The 20,265-nt window shown below is 65.3% G+C and carries 2 protein-coding genes; both read right to left on the bottom strand.

Annotated features, from left to right (window positions below; genetic code table 11):
* Positions 1-320: 320 nt before the first annotated feature.
* Positions 321-19,721 (bottom strand): non-ribosomal peptide synthetase, encoded by a 19,401-nt coding sequence (locus tag DNK59_RS22495; protein WP_110724666.1) that lies wholly within the window; start codon positions 19,719-19,721, stop codon positions 321-323.
* Positions 19,718-20,265, bottom strand: a 548-nt coding sequence (locus tag DNK59_RS22490) for a phosphopantetheine-binding protein (protein WP_146249929.1), incomplete at its 5' end; no start/stop codon positions are given. The genes DNK59_RS22495 and DNK59_RS22490, both read right to left, overlap by 4 nt.

Here is a 20,265-nt window from a genome sequence, read left to right as displayed (position 1 = left end):
CGAAATACCGGGCATCGAGCGTCGGCGCATGCCTTGCTTGGGCAGAGGCGCCGCCGCCGACAGGTTCAAAAAGGGATGGGTTGAATACGTGCCACAGGACTCCCCACAGGGCAGGAAAACTAAAACATCCGCACTGAGGTGTATGTCATGGGAAGCCGGGACAATGCAGGGGTGCCCTGCGGATAAACAGGCGGGAGCCGGTTTGCCCGGCCCCGACAGTTGAGGGTCATGCCAGCCAGATTGGCCATATCGAAGCGCCCATGCGCGAGTCTTCCGGCCAAAGCCCAACAGCTCCCACGGGGGAGCTGTTGGGCCTCGCGTCAAATGCGCCGCTTGCGTTCAAGCGTCGGCACACTGGATTGCGGCACCACCACGTGCTCCACCTGCCCCACCGCTGCCGCCATGGCGGCCAGCGTCGGTTGGGCGAGCAGCACGCGCAAGTCAGCGTCCAGCCCTTGCTTGCGCATCTGCTCAACCAGGCTGACCGCCAGCAACGAATGCCCGCCCAGCTCGAAGAAGTGGTCATGACGCCCCACCTGTTCAACCTTGAGCAGCGTTTGCCACAGCTGCGCCAATGCCACTTCCACCGGCCCCTGGGGCGCCTCGTAGGCACGGCTGAGCAGCGCCTCCTGGTCCGGCGCGGGCAAGGCCTTACGGTCGACTTTGCCGTTGCCGGTCAGCGGCAGGCTGTCCAGGCGTACATAGGCCGCCGGCACCATGTACTCCGGCAACTGCCCCTGCAGACGGGCGCGCAGCGCCTCGATATCCAGGCTTTCGCGTTCGGTAAAATACGCCACCAGACGCTTGTGCCCCGGCTCGTCCTGACGGGCCAGCACCACGGCATCCTTGACCCCGGGGCAGCCGGCCAAACGGGTTTCGATCTCGCCCAGCTCGATACGGAAGCCACGGATCTTCACCTGCTGGTCGTTGCGCCCCTGATACTGCAACGTACCGTCGGCGCGCCAGGCCACCAGGTCGCCGGAGCGGTACATCAGGCCGCCGTCGCTGAATGGGTCGGCGAGGAATTTCTCCGCCGTCAACTCAGCCCGGTTGAGGTACCCCAGCGCCACACCCTGGCCACCGACATACAGCTCACCGGTCACCCCGACCGGCACCGGTTGCTGATGCGCATCCAGCACATAAGCGCGGCTGTTGCCGACCGGTTTGCCAATCGGAATGCTGCCCTCATCCGCCCGGGTGATCTCATGGGTGGTCGAGAACGTGGTGGCCTCTGTCGGGCCATAGCCGTTCAGCAGATGCTGTGGGGCACCGCCTTTGAGTACACGGGCAATCACGCTCGGGTCCAGCACATCGCCGCCGACGATCAGGTACCGCAGGCGCGCAAAGGCCTCCAGCAAACCCTCGGCGTACTGATGGAACAACCCGGCGGTCATCCACAGCACACTGACGGCCTGCTGCTGCAACAGAGCGGCAAACTGCTGTTGCGCCAAGAGCCTGTCCTGGTCGATCACCACCACCGCGCCGCCATTGAGCAACGGCGCCCAGACTTCCAGGGTGCTGGCGTCAAATGCCGGGTTGGACGCGAACGCCACGCGGTCGTGCTGATTGAAATCGGCATAACCGTTGTTGATCACCAGTCGTGTGATGGCTCGATGCGGCACCCGCACCCCCTTGGGCGTACCGGTGGAGCCGGAGGTGTACATGATGTACGCCGCCGCCTCGCTGCTGACCACGAGCGCCGGGTTGTCATCAGACAAGTGGCGCAAGTGCGTCTGATCCAGATCGAGCCGCTGCACCTGCAACGCCTTGCCCAGCCCGGCGTGGCTCAACAGTAACGTCGCCTGGCTGTCGCTGAGCATGAAGGCCTGGCGTTCGACCGGCGCATTGACGTCCAGCGGCACATACACCAGCGCGCATTTGCTGAGGGCCAGTTGGCTCACCAGCAGGTCAATCGAACGTTCCAGCAGCACGGCCACGCTTGACCCCGCCGCCATCCCCAGGCTGGCCAGGTGATGGGCCAGACGGTTGGCACGGGCGTTCAATTGGGCATAGCTCAGCTGTTGCTCGCCATGCACCGCCGCCACGGCCTGCGGCTGCGCCTGTGCCCACGACTCGAACACCTGGTGCACCGGCGTGCTCGCCGGATAGTCACGTGCGGTGGCATTGAACCCGTGCAGCACATGCCGGCGCTCCTCTGCGGGCAGGATCGACGAGTGCTGGAAAGCTGCATGGGGTGCCTGCTCCAGGGCATCGAGCAGATCGCCCAGCACCGTGGTCATGTACCCCAGCACGCGCTGTGCACCGACCGACCGCGGCGCCAGGGCATTGACCCGGAAGTCCTCGTCCACATCGTCCACCGAAAGAATCAACGGATAGCTGTCGACCCCTTCACCGCCGATCATTTCGATCCCTTCCCATGCCGCCCGGCTGGCGTCGCTGACGCTGGCCGAACCGTGACGGTAATTGAGCAAGGCACTGAACAGCGGCGCCGGCGCGGCAACCCCACTGCAGCGTTGAGCCAGGGTCAATGACGCATGCTCATGGGCGAGCAACTGGCTCAAGGCGGCATGGGTACGCTTGACGGCTGCCGACACACTGTCATCGCTCAGGCGCACGCGCAGCGGCAAGGTATTGATGAACATGCCCAGGGAGCGGTCGGCGCCTTCACCGGCCTGCAAGCGGCCGAGCAACACCGTGCCGAACACCACGTCGTCGCGGGCCGACAGCGTGCCGACCACCTGCGCCCATGCCCAGTGATACAGGCTGGCCGCACTGACCCCCAGTTGCCGCGCCTGCTGACGCAGACGCTGGCTGAACGCCGCGCCCAGCCAGTGTTCGGCCTCTTCGCTGGGGTCGCGCTCGCTGTCGATGCGTTGCACGCCAAACGGCAGCGTCGGCTCGTCGACATCGCCAAGCATCTCGGCAAAGAACGCCTCGTGGGCCGCGCGGTCCTTGCCCTGCATGGCCTGGGCGACATAGTTGCGGTACGGCACCGAAGCCCCCAGTTGCGCCTCGCGACCACTCATGTGCGCTTCGATTTCCGCCACCAGCACGCCCATGGACGTGGCGTCATTGACCAGGTGGTGGAAGCTGAGCATGCCAATCCAGCGCTGATGCTGCGGATCATGGGCGAAGCCCAGATGCATCATCGGTGCCTGGCGGATGTCCATGCGGTGACGTCCCAGGCTGAAGTGTTCGCGCAGTTGCGCCAGCACCTCGCCCGCTTGCGGGACGAACTCCTCGACCGTCAGCGGCGCCTCGCGCCAGACCACTTGCACCGGTGCTTCCAGTTGCGCCCAGAACAGGCCGGTACGCAGGATGTCATGGCGCGCGATCACCCGTTGCAGGGCCTGGGCAAAGCCTTCCAGGCGCTGGCGGCTGTCGAACGCGAACAGCGCATGTTGCTGGTACGGGTCGCCCTGTTCGGCGCTGATATGGTGGTACAACAAGCCCTCCTGCAGCGGTGCCAGGGCATAGATATCCTGCACGTTGGCCACGCCGCCCGGAACACTGGCGACAATCCGCTCGATACTCGCCTGATCCAGTGTGGCCAGGGGCAGCAGGTCCGGGGTGATGTGCGTGCAACCCGGCTCGATGCGATTACGCGGTACTGCCACTTCATGACCGGCGCCCACGGAAGCGGCGAGCGCCGCCAGGGTTGGCTGGCTGAACAGCACACGGACATCGGCCTGCAACCCGGCCTGGCGCATCCGTTCCACCAGGCCCACCGCCAGCAATGAATGCCCGCCCAGTTCAAAGAAGTTGTCGTGACGCCCCACCTGCTCCAGCTTGAGCACTTCGGCCCAGATCTGCGCCAGGGTGGTTTCCACGTCCCCTTCAGGTGCTTCATAGCCACGGCTGATCAGCGCATCCAGCCCCGGTTCCGGCAGTGCCCGGCGGTCGAGCTTGCCGTTGGCGGTGAGCGGCATATGGTCGAGCCGCACATAGGCGCTCGGCACCATGTACTCGGGCAACTGCGCCTGCAACCAGCGACGCAAGTCCTCGATCGACACCGCTTGGGTCTCGGTGAAGTAAGCCACCAGGCGCGCCTCCCGCGCCAGCACCACGGCTTCGCGAACCTGGGCGTGCTCGCCCAGGCGGGTTTCGATTTCCCCCAGTTCGATGCGCACACCGCGGATCTTCACCTGGTCATCGTTACGCCCCAGGTAATCCAGTGTGCCGTCCGGCAACCAGCGCGCCAGGTCGCCGGTGCGGTACATACGCGCCTGCGGGTCGTGGCTGAACGGGTCCTTGAGGAAGCGTTCGGCGGTCATTTGCTCACGGTTCAGGTAACCGCGCGCCACCCCGGCACCGGCCACGTACAGTTCGCCGGCGACACCGACGGGCACCGGCTGTTGCTGCGCGTCCAGCAGGTACACCTGGGTGTTGGCCACCGGCCTGCCGATATGCAGCGTCTGACCGGCCTCGACCACACCGGAGGTGGCAACCACCGTGGCTTCGGTCGGGCCATAGTTGTTGACCAGTTTGCAGCGCTGTGGCGTGTGGAACTGACGCAGGCGGTCGCCGCCGACCAACAGGGTCTTGAGGGTCGGATGTTGCAATGCCTGGCTGAAGGCGTACTCCGCCACCGGCGTGGGCAGGAAGCTGACGTCCAGCGGTTGCGCCAGCCACCACTGGAGCAGCGCATCAATGTCTTCGCCGCCCTCCCGGGCCGGTGGCAGATGCAGGGTGGCGCCCACGCACAGGGCTGGCCAGACCTCCCAGGCCATGGCGTCAAAGCCGAACCCGGCAACGCTGGAGGTGTGACTCCCGTGCCGCAGCTCAAACGCGTCGCAATGCCAGTTCACCAGGTTTTCCAGGGTCTGGTGCTCGACCATCACGCCTTTGGGCAAGCCGGTCGAGCCGGAGGTGTAGATCACATACGCCAGGTGCGCCGGGGTGAGCCCTTTGACCTGCGGGTTACCCTTCGACGGCCCTTGCCACAGGCGACTGTCCAGCTCCAGCACTGGCGCGGTCACGGTTGGCAGGCGTTGCGCCAGGGCGGGCTGGATCAGCACGGCCACGGGTGCGCTGTCTTCCAGCAGGTAACTCAAGCGTTCGGCCGGGTGCGCCGGGTCGATCGGCACATAGCACGCGCCGGCCTTGAGAATCGCCACCAGCCCGACCAGCATTTCCAGGCTGCGCCGCGTGCAGATGGCCACGCGGTCATCGGGCTGCACGCCCAGATCGAGCAACTGATGCGCCAGCTGATTGGCCTGCCGGTTCAACTCGCTGTACGTCAGGCTTTGGCCCTGATACACCACGGCCAGCGCGTGGGGGTACAGCTCGACCTGGGTTTCAAAACGCTGGTGAAGGGTGTGCCCAACGGGGAAGTCGATCCGCGTAGCGTTGAAACCGCTCAACAATTGCTGCCGTTCATGCGCCGGCAGGATCGACAGCTGATGCATCGGCGTGTCCGCCGCGTGCTCAAGCGCCTGGACCAGGCGCTCGACCACAGCCACGACATAGTCGCAGATGCGCTGCGCGCCCACCGAGGCCACCACCAGCGCGCTGAGGCTGAACGCCTGGCCCTGATCGTTGACGCTCAAGGTCAGCGGGTAGTTGCTGTGTTCCTGCGCCTGCAACAGTTGCATGCCTTGCCAGGCCTCGGCTTGGGCAGCGGACACCGGCGCGCCATGGCTGTGCCGATAGTTGAGCAAGGCACTGAACAGCGCCGTGGATTGCGCGACGCTGCTGCAACGTTGCGCCAGGGCCAGCGAGGCATGTTCGTGAGCCAGCAGGCCGTTGAGCCGTGCATGGGTGGCCTTGAGCGCAGCCTGCACGCCGACACCTCCCAGGTCGACACGCAACGGCAGGGTGTTGATGAACATACCCAGCGCCCGCTCCGCCCCGTCGCCGCCTTGCATACGGCCCATCAACACCGTGCCGAACACCACGCGCTCGGTACTCGACACCACGCCCAGCACCTGAGCCCACGCCAGGTGGAACAGGCTGGCGGCGCTGACGCCCAGTTGCCGCGTCTGCACGCGCAGGCGCCGACTCAGCCCGGCGTCCAGCGGCACATAGGCTTCCTCCACCGGCTCGTCATCGGCAATTCCTTGCAGACCAAAGGCCAGGGTTGGCTCCTCGATGTCCGCCAGCTGTTCGCGGAAGAACCGTTCGTGCGCCTGCTCGCTCTGCCCCAGGCGGGTTTGCGCCACATAGTTGCGGTACGGCACCGGGGCCTGCAGCTGCGCCGTTTCGTCCATGAGGAAGGCTTGCATTTCCTGCTGCACCACCTCCATGGCCACGTGATCGAGGATCATGTGATGGAACAACAGCGTGGCGACCACGCGGCCATCGCTGGCCTCCTCGGCATACAGCAGTTGCATCATCGGCGCCTGGGTCAGGTCCAGGCGTGGCTGCAAGATCTCCGGCGAGCCAGGCTCTACCGACAGCCGCGCAGTGCGCCACACCACCTGCATCGGTTGTTGCAGGCCTTCCCAGACCACGCCGGTGCGCAGGATGTCATGGCGTTCGATCACCTGTTGCAGCGCTGCGCTGAACGCATGCAAGCGCTCGATGTGCTCGAAGGCGTAGCGCAATTGCATGACGTAAGGGTCGCCGTGCACCGCGCTGAGGTGGTGATAGAGGATGCCTTCCTGCAAGGGTGCCAACGGGTAGATGTCCTGCACGTTGGCCGCGCCACCACTGACCGTCGCGACGATGCGCTCGATGCTCGCCTGGTCAAGGGTGGCCAGCGGCAACATCGACGGCGTGATGCGGGTGCAGTCGGCCGGGATCAGATTGGCCGGTACCGCCTGCTCTTCACCCGCCCCCACTGACGCGGCCAGCGCCGCCAGGGTCGGCTGATCGAACAAGGTGCGCACGTCCGCCTGCAAGCCGGCTGCACGCATGCGTCCCATCAGGTTGACCATCAACAGCGAATGGCCGCCCAGTTCAAAGAAGTTGTCGTGACGCCCGACTTGCTCCACTTCGAGCAGTTCGCACCAGAGCTGCGCCAGGGTGATTTCTGTCTCGCCCAGCGGTGCCTCGTATTCGCGCACCAGCACCGACGCCCCGTCCGGGTCCGGCAGCGCCTGGCGATCGACCTTGCCGTTGGGGCTCAAGGGCAGCGCATCCAGCAGCACATACGCCTGGGGCACCATGTAACTCGGCAATTGCGCTTGAGCCTGCGCACGCAAGGCCTCGAGGTCCAGGCTCGCCGGCGCACGGCAATAGGCGATCAGGCGCTCGTTGCGCACCAGCACCACCGCTTCTTCCACCTGGGCGTGGGCCGCCAGGCAGGACTCGATTTCACCCAGCTCGATGCGCAAGCCGCGCAGCTTGATCTGGTCGTCGTTACGGCCCAGGTATTCGATGTTGCCGTCCGCCAGGTAACGCACCAGGTCGCCGGTTTTGTACAAGCGCCCGCCCGGGTTGAACGGGTCGGCCAGGAAGCGTTCGGCGGTCAGGTCATCACGCCCCAGGTAGCCGCGAGCCACCCCGGCGCCACCGATGTACAGCTCACCGGCAACACCCAGCGGCAGCAGTTGCAGGTGCGCGTCGAGCACATAAGCGCGGGCGTTGGCGATGGGTTTGCCAATCGGCACAACATCGAGTGGGCCGGCGTCATTGAAGGTCCAGGAGGTGCTGTCGATGGTCGCTTCCGTCGGCCCGTACAGGTTGACGATCCCGTGGCTGGTCAACGCACGGGCCTGCATGGCCAGTTGCGGGTCCAGGGCTTCACCACCGCTGAACAGGTAGCGGCAGCGCACGCCCGTCTCGGGCAATTGCACCAGCAGGCGCAACAGGCTCGGCACGAACTGGGCAATGGTCACGCCCTGCTCCACCAGGGTACGCGCCATGTGCTCGACATCCCGCGAAGCCTCGGCCGGCAGCAAGACCAGGCGCGCACCGATGGCCAACGGCGTCCAGATCTCCCAGACCGAAGCGTCGAACGCCACCGAGGTCCGCTGCAGGAACCGGTCTGTAGCGTCGAAGCCAAAGGCACGGGTTTGCCAACCGATGTGGTTGACCAGCGAGCCGTGCTCCACCATCACCCCTTTGGGGCGGCCGGTGGAGCCTGAAGTGAAGATCACATAGGCCAGGTCATTGGCCGTGGCCAGGGCGGGCGGATTGTCCAGCGGCTGCTCGGCCAAAGCGGCGTCCGCCAGGTCAACCAGCGGTATCGCCGTGTCGCCCAGCACGCCACGGCTGGCGTCCTGCACCAGCACCGCCAGCGGCTGGCTGTCCTGCAGCGCGAACGCCAGGCGTTGCGCCGGGTATTCAGGGTCCAGCGGCACATAGGCGGCGCCGGACTTGAGAATGCCCAGCAAGCCGACAATCAACTCCAGGCTGCGTGGCATGCAGATCGCCACGCAGCGATCAGCGCCCGCGCCAAGGCTGCGCAAATAATGGGCGACGCGGTTGGCCTGCTCGTTCAGGTCGCGGTAGCTCAACTGCCGGTCGCCCAGCACCAGCGCAATTGCCCCCGGGGTCCGAGCGGCCTGGGCCTCGATCAGCTGCACCACGGTGCTATCGCGTGGGTAAGCGGCGTCGGTGGCGTTGAACCCGAGCAGGGCCTCGCGCTCGGCAACGGGCAACACCGACAGTTGCGCCAAGGCCGCGCGAGGCGCCATTTCCAGTGCATTGGCCAGGTTGTCCAGGCTGATCAGCAAGTAGTCCAGCAGGCGCTGCGCACCGATGGCGCGCGGTGCGCGCGCGGTCAGGCGGAACTCGCTGCCCAGGTCATCGACTTCCAGCACCAGCGGGTAGCTGACGATGCTGTCGCTTTCCAGCCCGACGATACCTTCCCAAGCCTGTTGGCTGTGTTCACCACCAGCCGTGACATGCCGGTAATTGAGCAGGCTGTTGAACAACGGCGTTGGCGCGGCCACCGCGCTGCAGCGTTGTGCCAGGCTTAACGGCGCGTGCTCATGGGCCAGCAATGCCGACAACCCGGCGTGGGTCTGCTTGAGTGCAGCCTTGACCTGCAGGCCGGCCATCTTCACGCGTAACGGCAAGGTGTTGATAAACATGCCCAAGGCCCGGTCGGCGCCCTCACCGGCTTGCAGACGGCCCAGCAGCACGGTGCCGAACACCACGTCATCCTGGCCCGACACGGCGCCCAGAATCTGTGCCCAGGCCAGGTGATACAGGCTTGCCGCACTCACTCCGGCCAAACGCGCCTGGGCCCGGATACGCATCCCCAGCGTTGCTGGCACGCTGCCGAGCACTTGCTCGCTGCTGGCGGCGTCCATGGTTTCGAGCAGGCCGAACGCCAGGGTCGGCTGGTCAAAGTCGCCGAGCATGTCGCTAAAAAACGCTTCATGGGCGGCACGGTCCTTGCCCTGGCGGGTTTGCGCCACGTAGTTGCGATACGGCACGCTGGCGGGCAACCGGTGCTGCTGGTCGAGCATATGCGCTTCGATTTCGGCCGTCAGCACACCCAGCGAAGCAGCGTCATTGACCAGGTGATGGAACACCAGCATGCCGATCCAGCGTTGCTGGCGGGGGTCATGGGCGACCCCAAGGTGCATCATCGGCGCGCGGCGCAGGTCCAGCGGGAAACGGCTCGGGTCGAGTTGCTCACGCACTTGCGCAGCCACGTCGCCGTCTTCATCCACACGCAATGACGTGAGCCCCAGCGGCGCCTCGCGCCAGACCACCTGCACCGGCGTTTCCAGGCCGTCCCAGACCAGCGCGGTGCGCAGGATATCGTGACGGGCAATCACCGCCTGCAGGGCTTGGGCAAACGCATCCAGACGCTCGCGGCTGTCAAATGCAAACAGCGCGTGCTGCTGATACGGATCGCCGTGGCTGGCGGTGACGTGGTGATACAACAGGCCTTCCTGCAACGGTGCCAGCGCGTAGATATCCTGCACGTTGGCCACGCCACCCGGGACACCGGCGACCACCCGATCAATGCCAACCTGGTCCAGGTCGGCCAAGGGCAGCATGTCAGGGCTAATGTGCTCACAGCCCAGGCTGATGCGATTGGCCGGGGCCGCGGTCATGCGCCCGTTATCGACTGCCGCCGCCAAAGCGGCAAGGGTCGGCTGGCTGAACAACACCCGTACATCGGCGCTCAGGTTGGCCTGGCGCATGCGCTCGATCAGGCTTACCGCCAGCAACGAGTGGCCACCCAGTTCGAAGAAATTGTCGTGGCGCCCTACTTGCTCGACCTTCAGCACCTCGGCCCAGATCTGTGCCAGCAGGGTTTCGATCTCGCCTTGCGGCGCTTCGTAACCACGGCTGAGCAGCGCGTCCTGATCCGGCGCTGGCAAGGCTTTGCGGTCGACTTTGCCGTTGTTGGTCAGCGGCAGGCTGTCCAGGCGCACGTATGCGGCCGGGACCATGTAGTCCGGCAGTTGGTCATGCAAATAGTCGCGCAGCGCTTCGATTTCCACTCGGCTGCGTTCAGTGAAGTAAGCCACCAGACGCTTGTGCCCTGACTCATCCTGACGGGCCAACACCACCACGTCCTTGACCTGTGGGTGCTCGCCCAGGCGCGCTTCGATCTCGCCCAGTTCGATACGGAAACCACGAATCTTCACCTGCTGGTCGTTACGCCCCAGGTACTGCAGGGTGCCATCGGCGCGCCAGGCCACCAGATCGCCGGTGCGGTACATCAGGCCGCCGTCGTTGAACGGGTCGACCAGGAAAGCGTGGGCCGTGAGGTCGGTACGATTCAGATAACCCAGTGCCACGCCCTGCCCGCCGATATACAGCTCGCCGGCGACTCCCACCGGCACCGGTTGCTGACGGGCATCGAGCACATAAGCGCGGCTGTTGCCGACCGGCTTGCCGATCGGGATGCTGCCCTCGTCCGCCCGCTGAATTTCGTAAGTGGTCGAGAACGTGGTGGCTTCGGTCGGGCCGTAACCATTCAACAGGTGCTGCGGCGCACCGTCCTTGAGCACGCGGGCGATCACGCTTGGGTCCAGCACGTCGCCACCGACAATCAGATAGCGCAGTTGCGGGAATACCGGCAGCAAACCTTCGGCGTATTGATGGAACAGCCCGGCAGTCATCCACAACACGCTGATCGACTGCTCTTGCAGCAAGGCGGCGAAGGCCTCGCGGGACAACAGCGTGTCCTGATCAACCACCACCACTGCGCCACCGTTGAGCAACGGTGCCCAGACGTCGAGGGTACTGGCATCAAATGCCGGGTTGGAAGCGAAGGCGACGCGGTCCTGCGGATTGAACTCGGCATAACCGTTGTTGATCACCAACCGCGTGATCGCCCGGTGCGGCACCAGCACGCCCTTCGGCGTGCCGGTGGAACCGGAGGTATACATGATGTAGGCCGCGGTTTCCGATGACTGCTCCAGGTTCGGGTTGTGCTCGGATTCCGCGCTCAGGTCGAGGCTGTCCAGGTCAAGACGATGGCCAGTGACTTCGGTCGCACTAGTGGTCAGCACCCAGCGGGCGCCGCTGTCCTCAATCATGAAGGCTTGCCGATCCGTCGGCGCATTCACATCCAGCGGCACATACACCGCCGCGCACTTGCTGATCGCCAACTGCGCCACCAGCAAATCCAGGGAGCGTTCCAGCAGAATCGCCACCCGCTCACCTGGCGCAGCGCCGAGGCTCAGCAAGTGGTGGGCCAGTTTGTTGGCCCGCGCATTCAGTTGCGCGTAGCTCAGTGAAACCGCGCCCTGCACCGCCGCCACGGCTTGCGGCGTTGCCGCTGCCCGCTGCTGGAACAGGTCGTGCACGGTCTGACCGTTGGGATAGGCACGCGCCGTGGCGTTGAACGCCTCCAGCACCTGCCGTGTTTCGTCCAGCGGCAACACCCTGACCTGCTCCAACGGCAGCTGCGGCGTCTGCTCCAGCGCCTGCACCAGGTGCGTGACCGCGGTCAGCAGGTAGTCACAGATGCGCCGCGCCTCGATCGGCGAAACCACCAGCGCGCTGAGGTTGAACTGCTCGCCCAGGTCATCGACGCTCAGGGTGATGGGGTAGTTGGTGCGTTCTTCGGCGTGCAGCAGGTACATGCCGTGCCACGCCTGGTCCATCTCCACCGCGTCTTCGACCCCGGCACTGTGGCGATAGTTGAGCAGCGCACTGAACAACGGCGTGGTCGCCGCGACCCCGCTGCAACGCTGGGCCAGGGCCAGTGAAGCATGCTCATGCCCGAGCAATGCCGTGAGCCGCACATGGGTGGATTTGACCGCCGCCCGCACACTGTCCTGCGCCACATCCACGCGCAGCGGCAAGGTATTGATAAACATCCCCAGCGCCCGGTCCGCGCCCTCGCCGCCTTGCATGCGGCCCAGCAGCACGGTGCCGAAGACCACGTTCTGACGACCCGACAAGGTGCCCAGTACACGCGCCCAGGCCAGGTGGAACAAACTGGCGGCACTCACCCCGGCCTGACGCGCCTGCTCGCGCAGCCGCAGGCTGAGGTCGAGGTCCAGCAAGTGCGTGGCCTCGCCCACACCGTGACCTTCGCCCTGCACATCCTGCAGGCCGAACGGCAGGGTCGGCTCGTCGATATCGCCGAGCATCTCGCAAAAAAACGCCTCGTGTTCCGCTTCGCTGCTGCCCAGCCGGGCCTGTGCCACATAATTGCGATAAGGCACGGCATGCCCCAGCGCCTCGCCATGGCCCAGCAGGATCTTGCGCATTTCCTGCTGCACGGTATCGAGCGCGGTGTGGTCCATGACCAGGTGATGGAACATCAGCACCGCGACGACGCGCCGGTTGGCCGGATCCTGGGCGTAGACCATACGCATCAAGGGTGCCTGAGTCAGGTCGAGGCGATAGTGACGCGCGTCGAAACGCTCGCGCAATTGCGCCAGCACTTCACCTGCCGCCGGGTCGCAGACGACCTCCTGCACCACCAGCCGGGCCTTGCGCCACACCACTTGCATCGGGCTTTCCAGGCCTTCCCAGACCAGGCCGGTACGCAGGATGTCATGCCGGTCGATGACCGCTTGCAGCACATCGGCGAACACCTGGAAGCGCTCAAGGTTGTCGAAACCGTAGCTGGATTGCAGCAGGTAAGGGTCACCTTCGTCGGTACGGATATGGTGGTAAAGCACCCCTTCCTGCAACGGCGCCAACGGGTAAATATCCTGCACATTGGCTACGCCGCCCGGCACCGTGGCGACAATGCGGTCGATGCCGGCCTGGCTCAGTCGGGCCAGCGGTAACAGTGCCGGGGTGATGCGCTCGCAGTCGGGGGTAATCAGGTTGGCCGGCACGGCCACCTCGCGTCCGCTGCCGACCGCAGCCGCCAGGGCAGCCAGGGTTGGCTGGCGGAACAACACCCGCACATCGGCGCTCAGGTTGGCCTGGCGCATGCGCTCGATCAGGCTTACCGCCAGCAACGAGTGGCCACCCAGTTCGAAGAAGTTGTCGTGGCGCCCCACTTGCTCGACCTTGAGCACGTCGGCCCAGATCTGTGCCAGCAGGGTTTCGATTTCGCCTTGCGGCGCTTCGTAGCCACGGCTGAGCAGCGCATCCTGATCCGGCGCCGGCAAGGCCTTGCGGTCAACCTTGCCGTTGTTGGTCAGCGGCAGGCTGTCCAGGCGCACATAGGCGGCCGGGACCATGTAGTCCGGAAGTTGGCCGTGCAGATGGTCGCGCAGCGCTTCGATGTTGACGTTTTCGCGCTCGGTGAAATAAGCCACCAGACGCTTGTGCCCCGGCTCATCCTGACGGGCCAGTACCACCACGTCCTTGACCTGCGGGTGCTCGCTCAGGCGCGCTTCGATCTCGCCCAGCTCGATACGGAAACCGCGAATCTTCACTTGCTGGTCGTTACGTCCCAGGTACTGCAAGGTGCCATCGGCGCGCCAGGCCACCAGATCGCCGGTGCGGTACATCAGACCGCCGTCGTTGAACGGGTCGACCAGGAAGGCATGGGCCGTAAGGTCGGCACGGTTCAGATAACCCAGCGCCACGCCCTGCCCGCCGATGTACAGCTCGCCGGCAACACCCACCGGCACCGGTTGCTGACGGGCATCGAGCACGTAGGCGCGGCTGTTGCCGACCGGCTTGCCGATGGGGATGCTGCCCTCGTCCGCACGCTGAATTTCATAGGTGGTCGAAAAGGTGGTGGCTTCGGTGGGGCCGTAACCATTCAACAGGTGCTGCGGCGCACCGTCCTTGAGCACGCGCGCGATCACGCTTGGGTCAAGCACGTCGCCACCGACAATCAGATAACGCAGTTGCGGGAATACCGGCAGCAAACCTTCGGCGTATTGATGAAACAGCCCGGCGGTCATCCACAACACGCTGATTGACTGCTCTTGCAGCAAGGCAGCGAAGGCCTCACGGGACAACAGCGTGTCCTGATCAACCACCACCACTGCGCCACCGTTGAGCAACGGCGCCCAGACGTCGAGGGTACTGGCGTCGAACGCCGGGTTGGAGGCGAAGGCGACGCGGTCCTGCGGATTGAACTCGGCATAACCGTTGTTGATCACCAACCGCGTGATCGCCCGGTGCGGCACCAGCACGCCCTTCGGTGTGCCGGTGGAACCGGAGGTGTACATGATGTAGGCCGCGGTTTCCGACGACTGTTCAAGGGGCGGGTTGTGTTCCGGATGATCGCCAAGATCAAGGGTATCCAGGTCAAGGCGATGGCCAGCCACCTCGGTTGCACGGGTGGTCAACACCCAGCGGGCGCCGCTGTCTTCAATCATGAAGGCTTGCCGATCTGCCGGGGCGTTCACATCCAGCGGCACATACACCGCCGCGCACTTGCTGATCGCCAACTGCGCCACCAGCAAATCCAGGGAGCGCTCCAGCAGAATTGCCACTCGGTCACCCGGTGCTGCGCCGAGGCCCAGCAGGTGGTGGGCCAGGCGGTTGGCGCGGCTGTTCAGTTCACCATAGGTCAGTCGCTGCCCATCCTGCACAGCGGCCAGTGCCTGAGGCTGCGCGGCCACGAGCGCTTCGAAAACCCCGTGCACCGTCAGCGCGGCAGGATACGCCCGCGTGGTGGCGTTGAAGGTCTGCAGCACCTGTTGGCGTTCGGCCGCCGGCAGTATGGTCAGGGCCTGCAGCGCCGTGGTTGATGACTGCTCCAGCGCCTGCACCAACTGCTCCAGCGCCTGGTGTACAAAGCCGCACACCCGTTGCGCGCCGACTTGAGCCAGAGTCAATACGGTCAAGCTGAAACCGTCACCCCATTCGTCCACGTTCAAGGTCAGCGGGTAGTTGGTGCGTTCCTCACCGCCGAGCCCTTCCATACCCTGCCAGGCTTGCTGGACTTGCTCGGAGCCCTCGGCCACGGCGCTGTGCCGGTAGTTCAGCAATGCGCTGAACAACGGCAAGGGCGCATTCACCTGGCTGCAGCGTTGGGCCAAGGCCAGCGACGCGTGTTCATGCCCCAGCAACGCGCTGAGACGCCCATGGGCCTGGCGCACCCCGGCACGGGCATCGCGCTGGTCGATGTCAAGGCGCAGCGGCAAGGTATTGATAAACATGCCCAAGGCCCGTTCGGCGCCTTCACCGCCGAGCATGCGGCCCATCAGCACGGTGCCGAACACCACGTTCTGCTGGCCGGTCGCGGCCGCGAGCACCTGTGCCCAGGCCAGGTGAAACAGGCTGGCGGCACTGACGCCAAGCTGACGCAACTGGCCACGCAGGCGCCGGTCGAGTTCGGCATCGACCACCAGGTGCGCTTCTTCGATATCTCGGGCATCGCCTTGCACATCTTGCAGGCCGAAGGGCAAGGTCGGGGTGTCGATATCCCCGAGCAACTCGCAAAAGAACGCCTCATGCTCCTGCTCGCTGACACCCAGGCGCGCCTGGGCCACGTAATTGCGATAAGGCACCGCTTCGGGCAGCTGCGCATCCGGGTTGCTCAGGTAGGCCTGCATTTCCTGGCTGACCACCTCCAGCGCGGTATGGTCCAAGGCAATGTGGTGGAACAGCAGAATCGCCGCCACACGCTGCCGGGCCGGGTCCTGGGCATACACCAGTTGCATGAGCGGCGCGCGGGCCAGGTCGAGACGGTGTTGGCGGGCACCAAAGCGTTGCTCAAGCTGGGCCATCACATCGCCGCCGGTTTCTTCCAGCAGCACCTGTTGCACAGCCAACTCAGCCTTGCGCCACACCACCTGTACCGGGGCCGGCAGGCCTTCGAGCACAATCGCGGTGCGCAGGATGTCGTGTCGGTCGATCACGCGCTGCAGCGCCTGGGTAAACGCCTGCAAACGCTGCTCGTCGGCAAAGCTGAAGCGCGCCTGCAGCAGGTACGGATCCCCCCGCTCGGCGCTGAGGTGATGGTACAGAATGCCTTCCTGCAGCGGCGCCAGCGGGTAGATGTCCTGCACGTTGGCCACGCCGCCCGGCACGCTGTCGACAATCCGGTCCAGGCTGGCCTGGTCGAGGTTGACCAGTGTCAGCAGGTCCGGGGTGATGCGTGTGCACCCGGGCTGAATGCGGTTGGGCTCGACCGTCACTTCACGGCTGTGGCCCACAGCAGCGGCCAACGCCGCCAGGGTCGGCTGGCTGAACAGCACGCGCACGTCGGCCTGCAAGCCCGCCTGGCGCATGCGGCTGATCAGGCCCACCGCAAGCAGCGAATGCCCGCCCAGCTCGAAGAAATGGTCATGCCGGCCCACGCGCTCGACCTTGAGCACTTCGGCCCAGATCTGCGCGAGCGCGATTTCCACCTCACCCACCGGGGCCACGTAATCACGGCTCGGTTGCGCGCTTTGATCCGGTTCCGGCAGGGCCTTGCGGTCCAGCTTGCCGTTGGCCGTCAGCGGCAGGTTGTCCAGGTGCATGTAGGCCGCCGGCACCATCGCGTCCGGCAATTGGGCTTGCAGGTAGTGGCGCAGGTGCTCGATATCCAGCGCTTCACCCGCGGTGAAGTAGGCGATCAGGCGTCCATCGCGGGCAATGACCACGGCCTCGCGCACAGCGGGATGGCCGCCCAGGCAAGTCTCGATTTCGCCGAGTTCGATGCGCACACCGCGGATTTTCACCTGGTCGTCGTTGCGGCCCAGGTAGTCGAGCGTGCCGTCAGCCAGCCAGCGCACCAGGTCGCCGGTGCGGTACATGCGCGCTTGCGGGTCGCTGCTGAAGGGGTCTTTGAGAAAGCGTTCGGCGGTCATTTGCGCACGGTTCAAGTAACCCCGCGCCACCCCGGCACCGCCCACATAGAGTTCACCGGCGACGCCCAGCGGCACCGGCTTGAGTTGTGCGTCGAGCACGTACACCTGGGCATTGGCCACCGGTTTGCCGATGTGCAGGGTCTGCCCGGCTTCGATCACGCCGGAGGTCGCAACCACCGTCGCTTCGGTCGGGCCGTAGTTGTTGACCAGGGTGAAGCGCTGCGCCTGGGTGAACTGGCGCAGACGGTCGCCGCCGATCAGCAGGGTCTTGAGGGTCGGGTGTTGCAGGTTCTGGCTGAAGGCGTATTCAGCCACCGGCGTCGGCAGGAAACTGACGTCCAGCGGCTGGGCCAGCCACCAGGTCAGCAGCGCATCAATGTCTTCGTTGCCCTGCGCCGCGGGTGGCAGATGCAAGGTGGCGCCCACGCACAGCGCCGGCCAGACTTCCCAGGCCATCGCGTCAAAACCGAAACCGGCGACGCTGGAGGTGTGGCTGCCGGCGCTGAGGTTGAAGGCTTCGCAATGCCAGTTCACCAGGTTGTCGAGGGTCTGGTGCTCAACCATCACGCCTTTGGGCAAACCCGTGGACCCGGAGGTGTAGATCACATACGCCAGGTGTGCCGGGGTCAGGCCGGCAATCTGTGGGTTGGCGCGCGCGGGGCCGGCCAGCAACAGCGGGTCTAGTTCGAGTACCGGTACGCTCATCGCCGGCAAGCGCTCGCTCAGCCCCGGTTGCACCAGCACCACCAGCGGAGCGCTGTCTTCGAGCAAATAGCCGATGCGGTCCAGTGGGTGGGCCGGGTCGACGGGTACGTAGGCCGCGCCGGCCTTGAGGATGGCGACCAGGCCCACCAGGGTTTCCAGGCTGCGACGCGCACAGATCGCCACGCGATCATCCGGCTGCACGCCCAGTTCGATCAGACGATAAGCCAGGTGGTTGGCTTGGCGATTGAGCTCGGCATAGGTCAGCGTCTGGCCGTCGTACACCGCCGCGAGCGCCTCGGGGCTGCGTTCTGCCTGCTGTTCAATACGCTGGTGGATGGTCAACCCGCGTGGGTAGTCGGCGTGGGTCTGGTTGAAACCTGCCAGCACCTGCTGGCGCTCGGCATCCGGCAACACCGGCAGCTGGTTGACGGCAGCCTGCGGGTTTTGCTCCAGCGCCTGAAGCAGATGTTCCAGGGCCGCATGCATGTAGCCGCAGAAGCGTTGCGCGCCCAGCACCGGCAAGGCCTGAACGGTGAAGGAAAAACCGTCGCTGAACTCATCGACGCTCAGGGTCAGCGGGTAGTTGGTGCGTTCCTCGGTGTGGAAGAATTCGATGCCGCGCCAGGCCTTCTCGGCCTCGTCACCGGCCTGGGCCGCCGCACTGTGGCGATAGTTGAGCAAGGCACTGAACAAGGGTTGCGGTGCGGCGACGCCACTGCAGCGTTGCGCCAGCACCAAGGGGGCATGCTCATGACCGAGCAATGCGCTCAGCCGTGCATGGGTGGCCTTGAGCGCCGCCTGGGCGCCTTGCTCACCGATATCCACCCGCAGCGGCAAGGTATTGATGAGCATACCCAGCGCGTGCTCGGCGCCCTCGCCGGCCTCCATGCGCCCCAGGAACACCGTGCCGAACACCACGCGCTGTTTGCCGGTGACGGCCGCCAGCACTTGCGCCCAGGCCAGGTGGCACAGGCTCGCGGTACTCACGCCCTGCTGACGGGCCTGGGCGCGCAGGCGCTGGCCCAACGTCGGCGCGACGGCCAACACGGCTTCCTCCAGGGCATTGCCATCGCCCTGCACATCCGCCAGGCCGAACGGCAGGGTCGGCTCGTCCACCTCGCCGAGCATGTCGCGAAAGAACGCTTCGTGCTGTTGTTCAGTCACGCCCAAGCGCGCCTGCGCCACGTAATTGCGGTAAGGCACCGGTTTGCCCAGTTGCGCGGCGTGACCCAGCAGGTATTGCTGGATTTCATGCTGCACCACGGCCAGCGCGGCATGGTCGGAGATGATGTGATGCAACATCAGCAACGCCAGCCAGCGCCCATTCTGCGGATCGTGGGCATAGGCGATGCGGATCAGCGGCGCCTGGCTGATGTCGAGGCGAAAGTGCCGGGTGTCGAAACGCTGCTCCAGTTGCTGGCGGATATCACCCTCAGCCGGGTCCAGCACGAGTTCTTCAACCTGCAAACGGGCCTGGCGCAGCACGACTTGGTGGGGCTCGTCGAGCCCGTCCCAGATGACCGCGGTCCGAAAGCTGTCATGCCGGTCAATCACGCATTGCAGGGCCTGGCTGAAATCGTCCAGGCACTGGCGGTTGTCCATGCCGATGGTGCATTGCAGCACATAGGGATCGCCCTGCTGCGCCGACAGGTGGTGGAACAGAATCCCCGATTGCAGCGGCGCCAGCGGGTAGATGTCCTGGATGTTGGCGGCGCCGCCGGGAATCTGCCCGACGATAAGGTCGATGGCCGCCTGGTCGAGTGTGGTCAGCGTCAGCATGTCCGGGGTGATCCGCGTGCAGCCGGCGACGATGCGGTTGGCCGGAATGTCCACCTGCCCGGCGCGCTGTGCCCTGTACTGCCCGGCATTGATCAAGGCGATCAGCTCCGCCTTGTGCTCGCGCAGTGCGGCGAGCACGCTCGGTTCCTTCAACGCCTGCTTGTTGCCTTGTACGACGAGCTGGTCACCCTTGACGGAGAGCTGGACATCTTTTTCTTTTAATGTCGCCAACAGTTCGAGAACACTCACAGGACCATCTCCATTCTTTCGGTAATTTCGGCGTATTCCCAGAGCGTGGGTTGCTCGAACAGCGCCTTGACGTTCGCATCGATGCCATCCTGGCGTAACCGCCCGATCAGGCTGACGGCCAGCAGTGAGTGGCCGCCCAGTTCAAAGAAGTTGTCGTGGCGCCCTACCCGCTCCACGTTCAGCAGCTCGGCCCAGAGCCGGGCCAGGGCGATTTCCGTGTCACCCTGCGGCGCTTCGTATTCACGGCTGCGCAGCGCGGCCATGTCCGGGGCCGGCAGCGCCTTGCGGTCCAGCTTGCCGTTGGGGCTCAGCGGGAACGCCTCCAGGTGCACAAACACCTGCGGCACCATGAACTCCGGCAGTTGCTCCAGCAGATGGGCGCGCAGCTCGTCGGTGGCCGCCGGCACGCCGGTGTAATACGCCACCAGGCGTTTGTCGCCCGGCACGTCCTCGCGGGCCAGCACCGTGGCTTCCAGAATCTGCGGGAACTCGCCCAGGCGCGCCTGGATTTCCCCCAGCTCGATCCGCAAGCCACGGATCTTGA

Source organism: Pseudomonas sp. TKO26 (assembly GCF_003225665.1).
Classification (GTDB): domain Bacteria; phylum Pseudomonadota; class Gammaproteobacteria; order Pseudomonadales; family Pseudomonadaceae; genus Aquipseudomonas; species Aquipseudomonas saponiphila.
The sequence above is the reverse complement of the archived record's forward strand: the minus strand, read 5'-3'. Positions and strand labels throughout refer to the sequence as shown.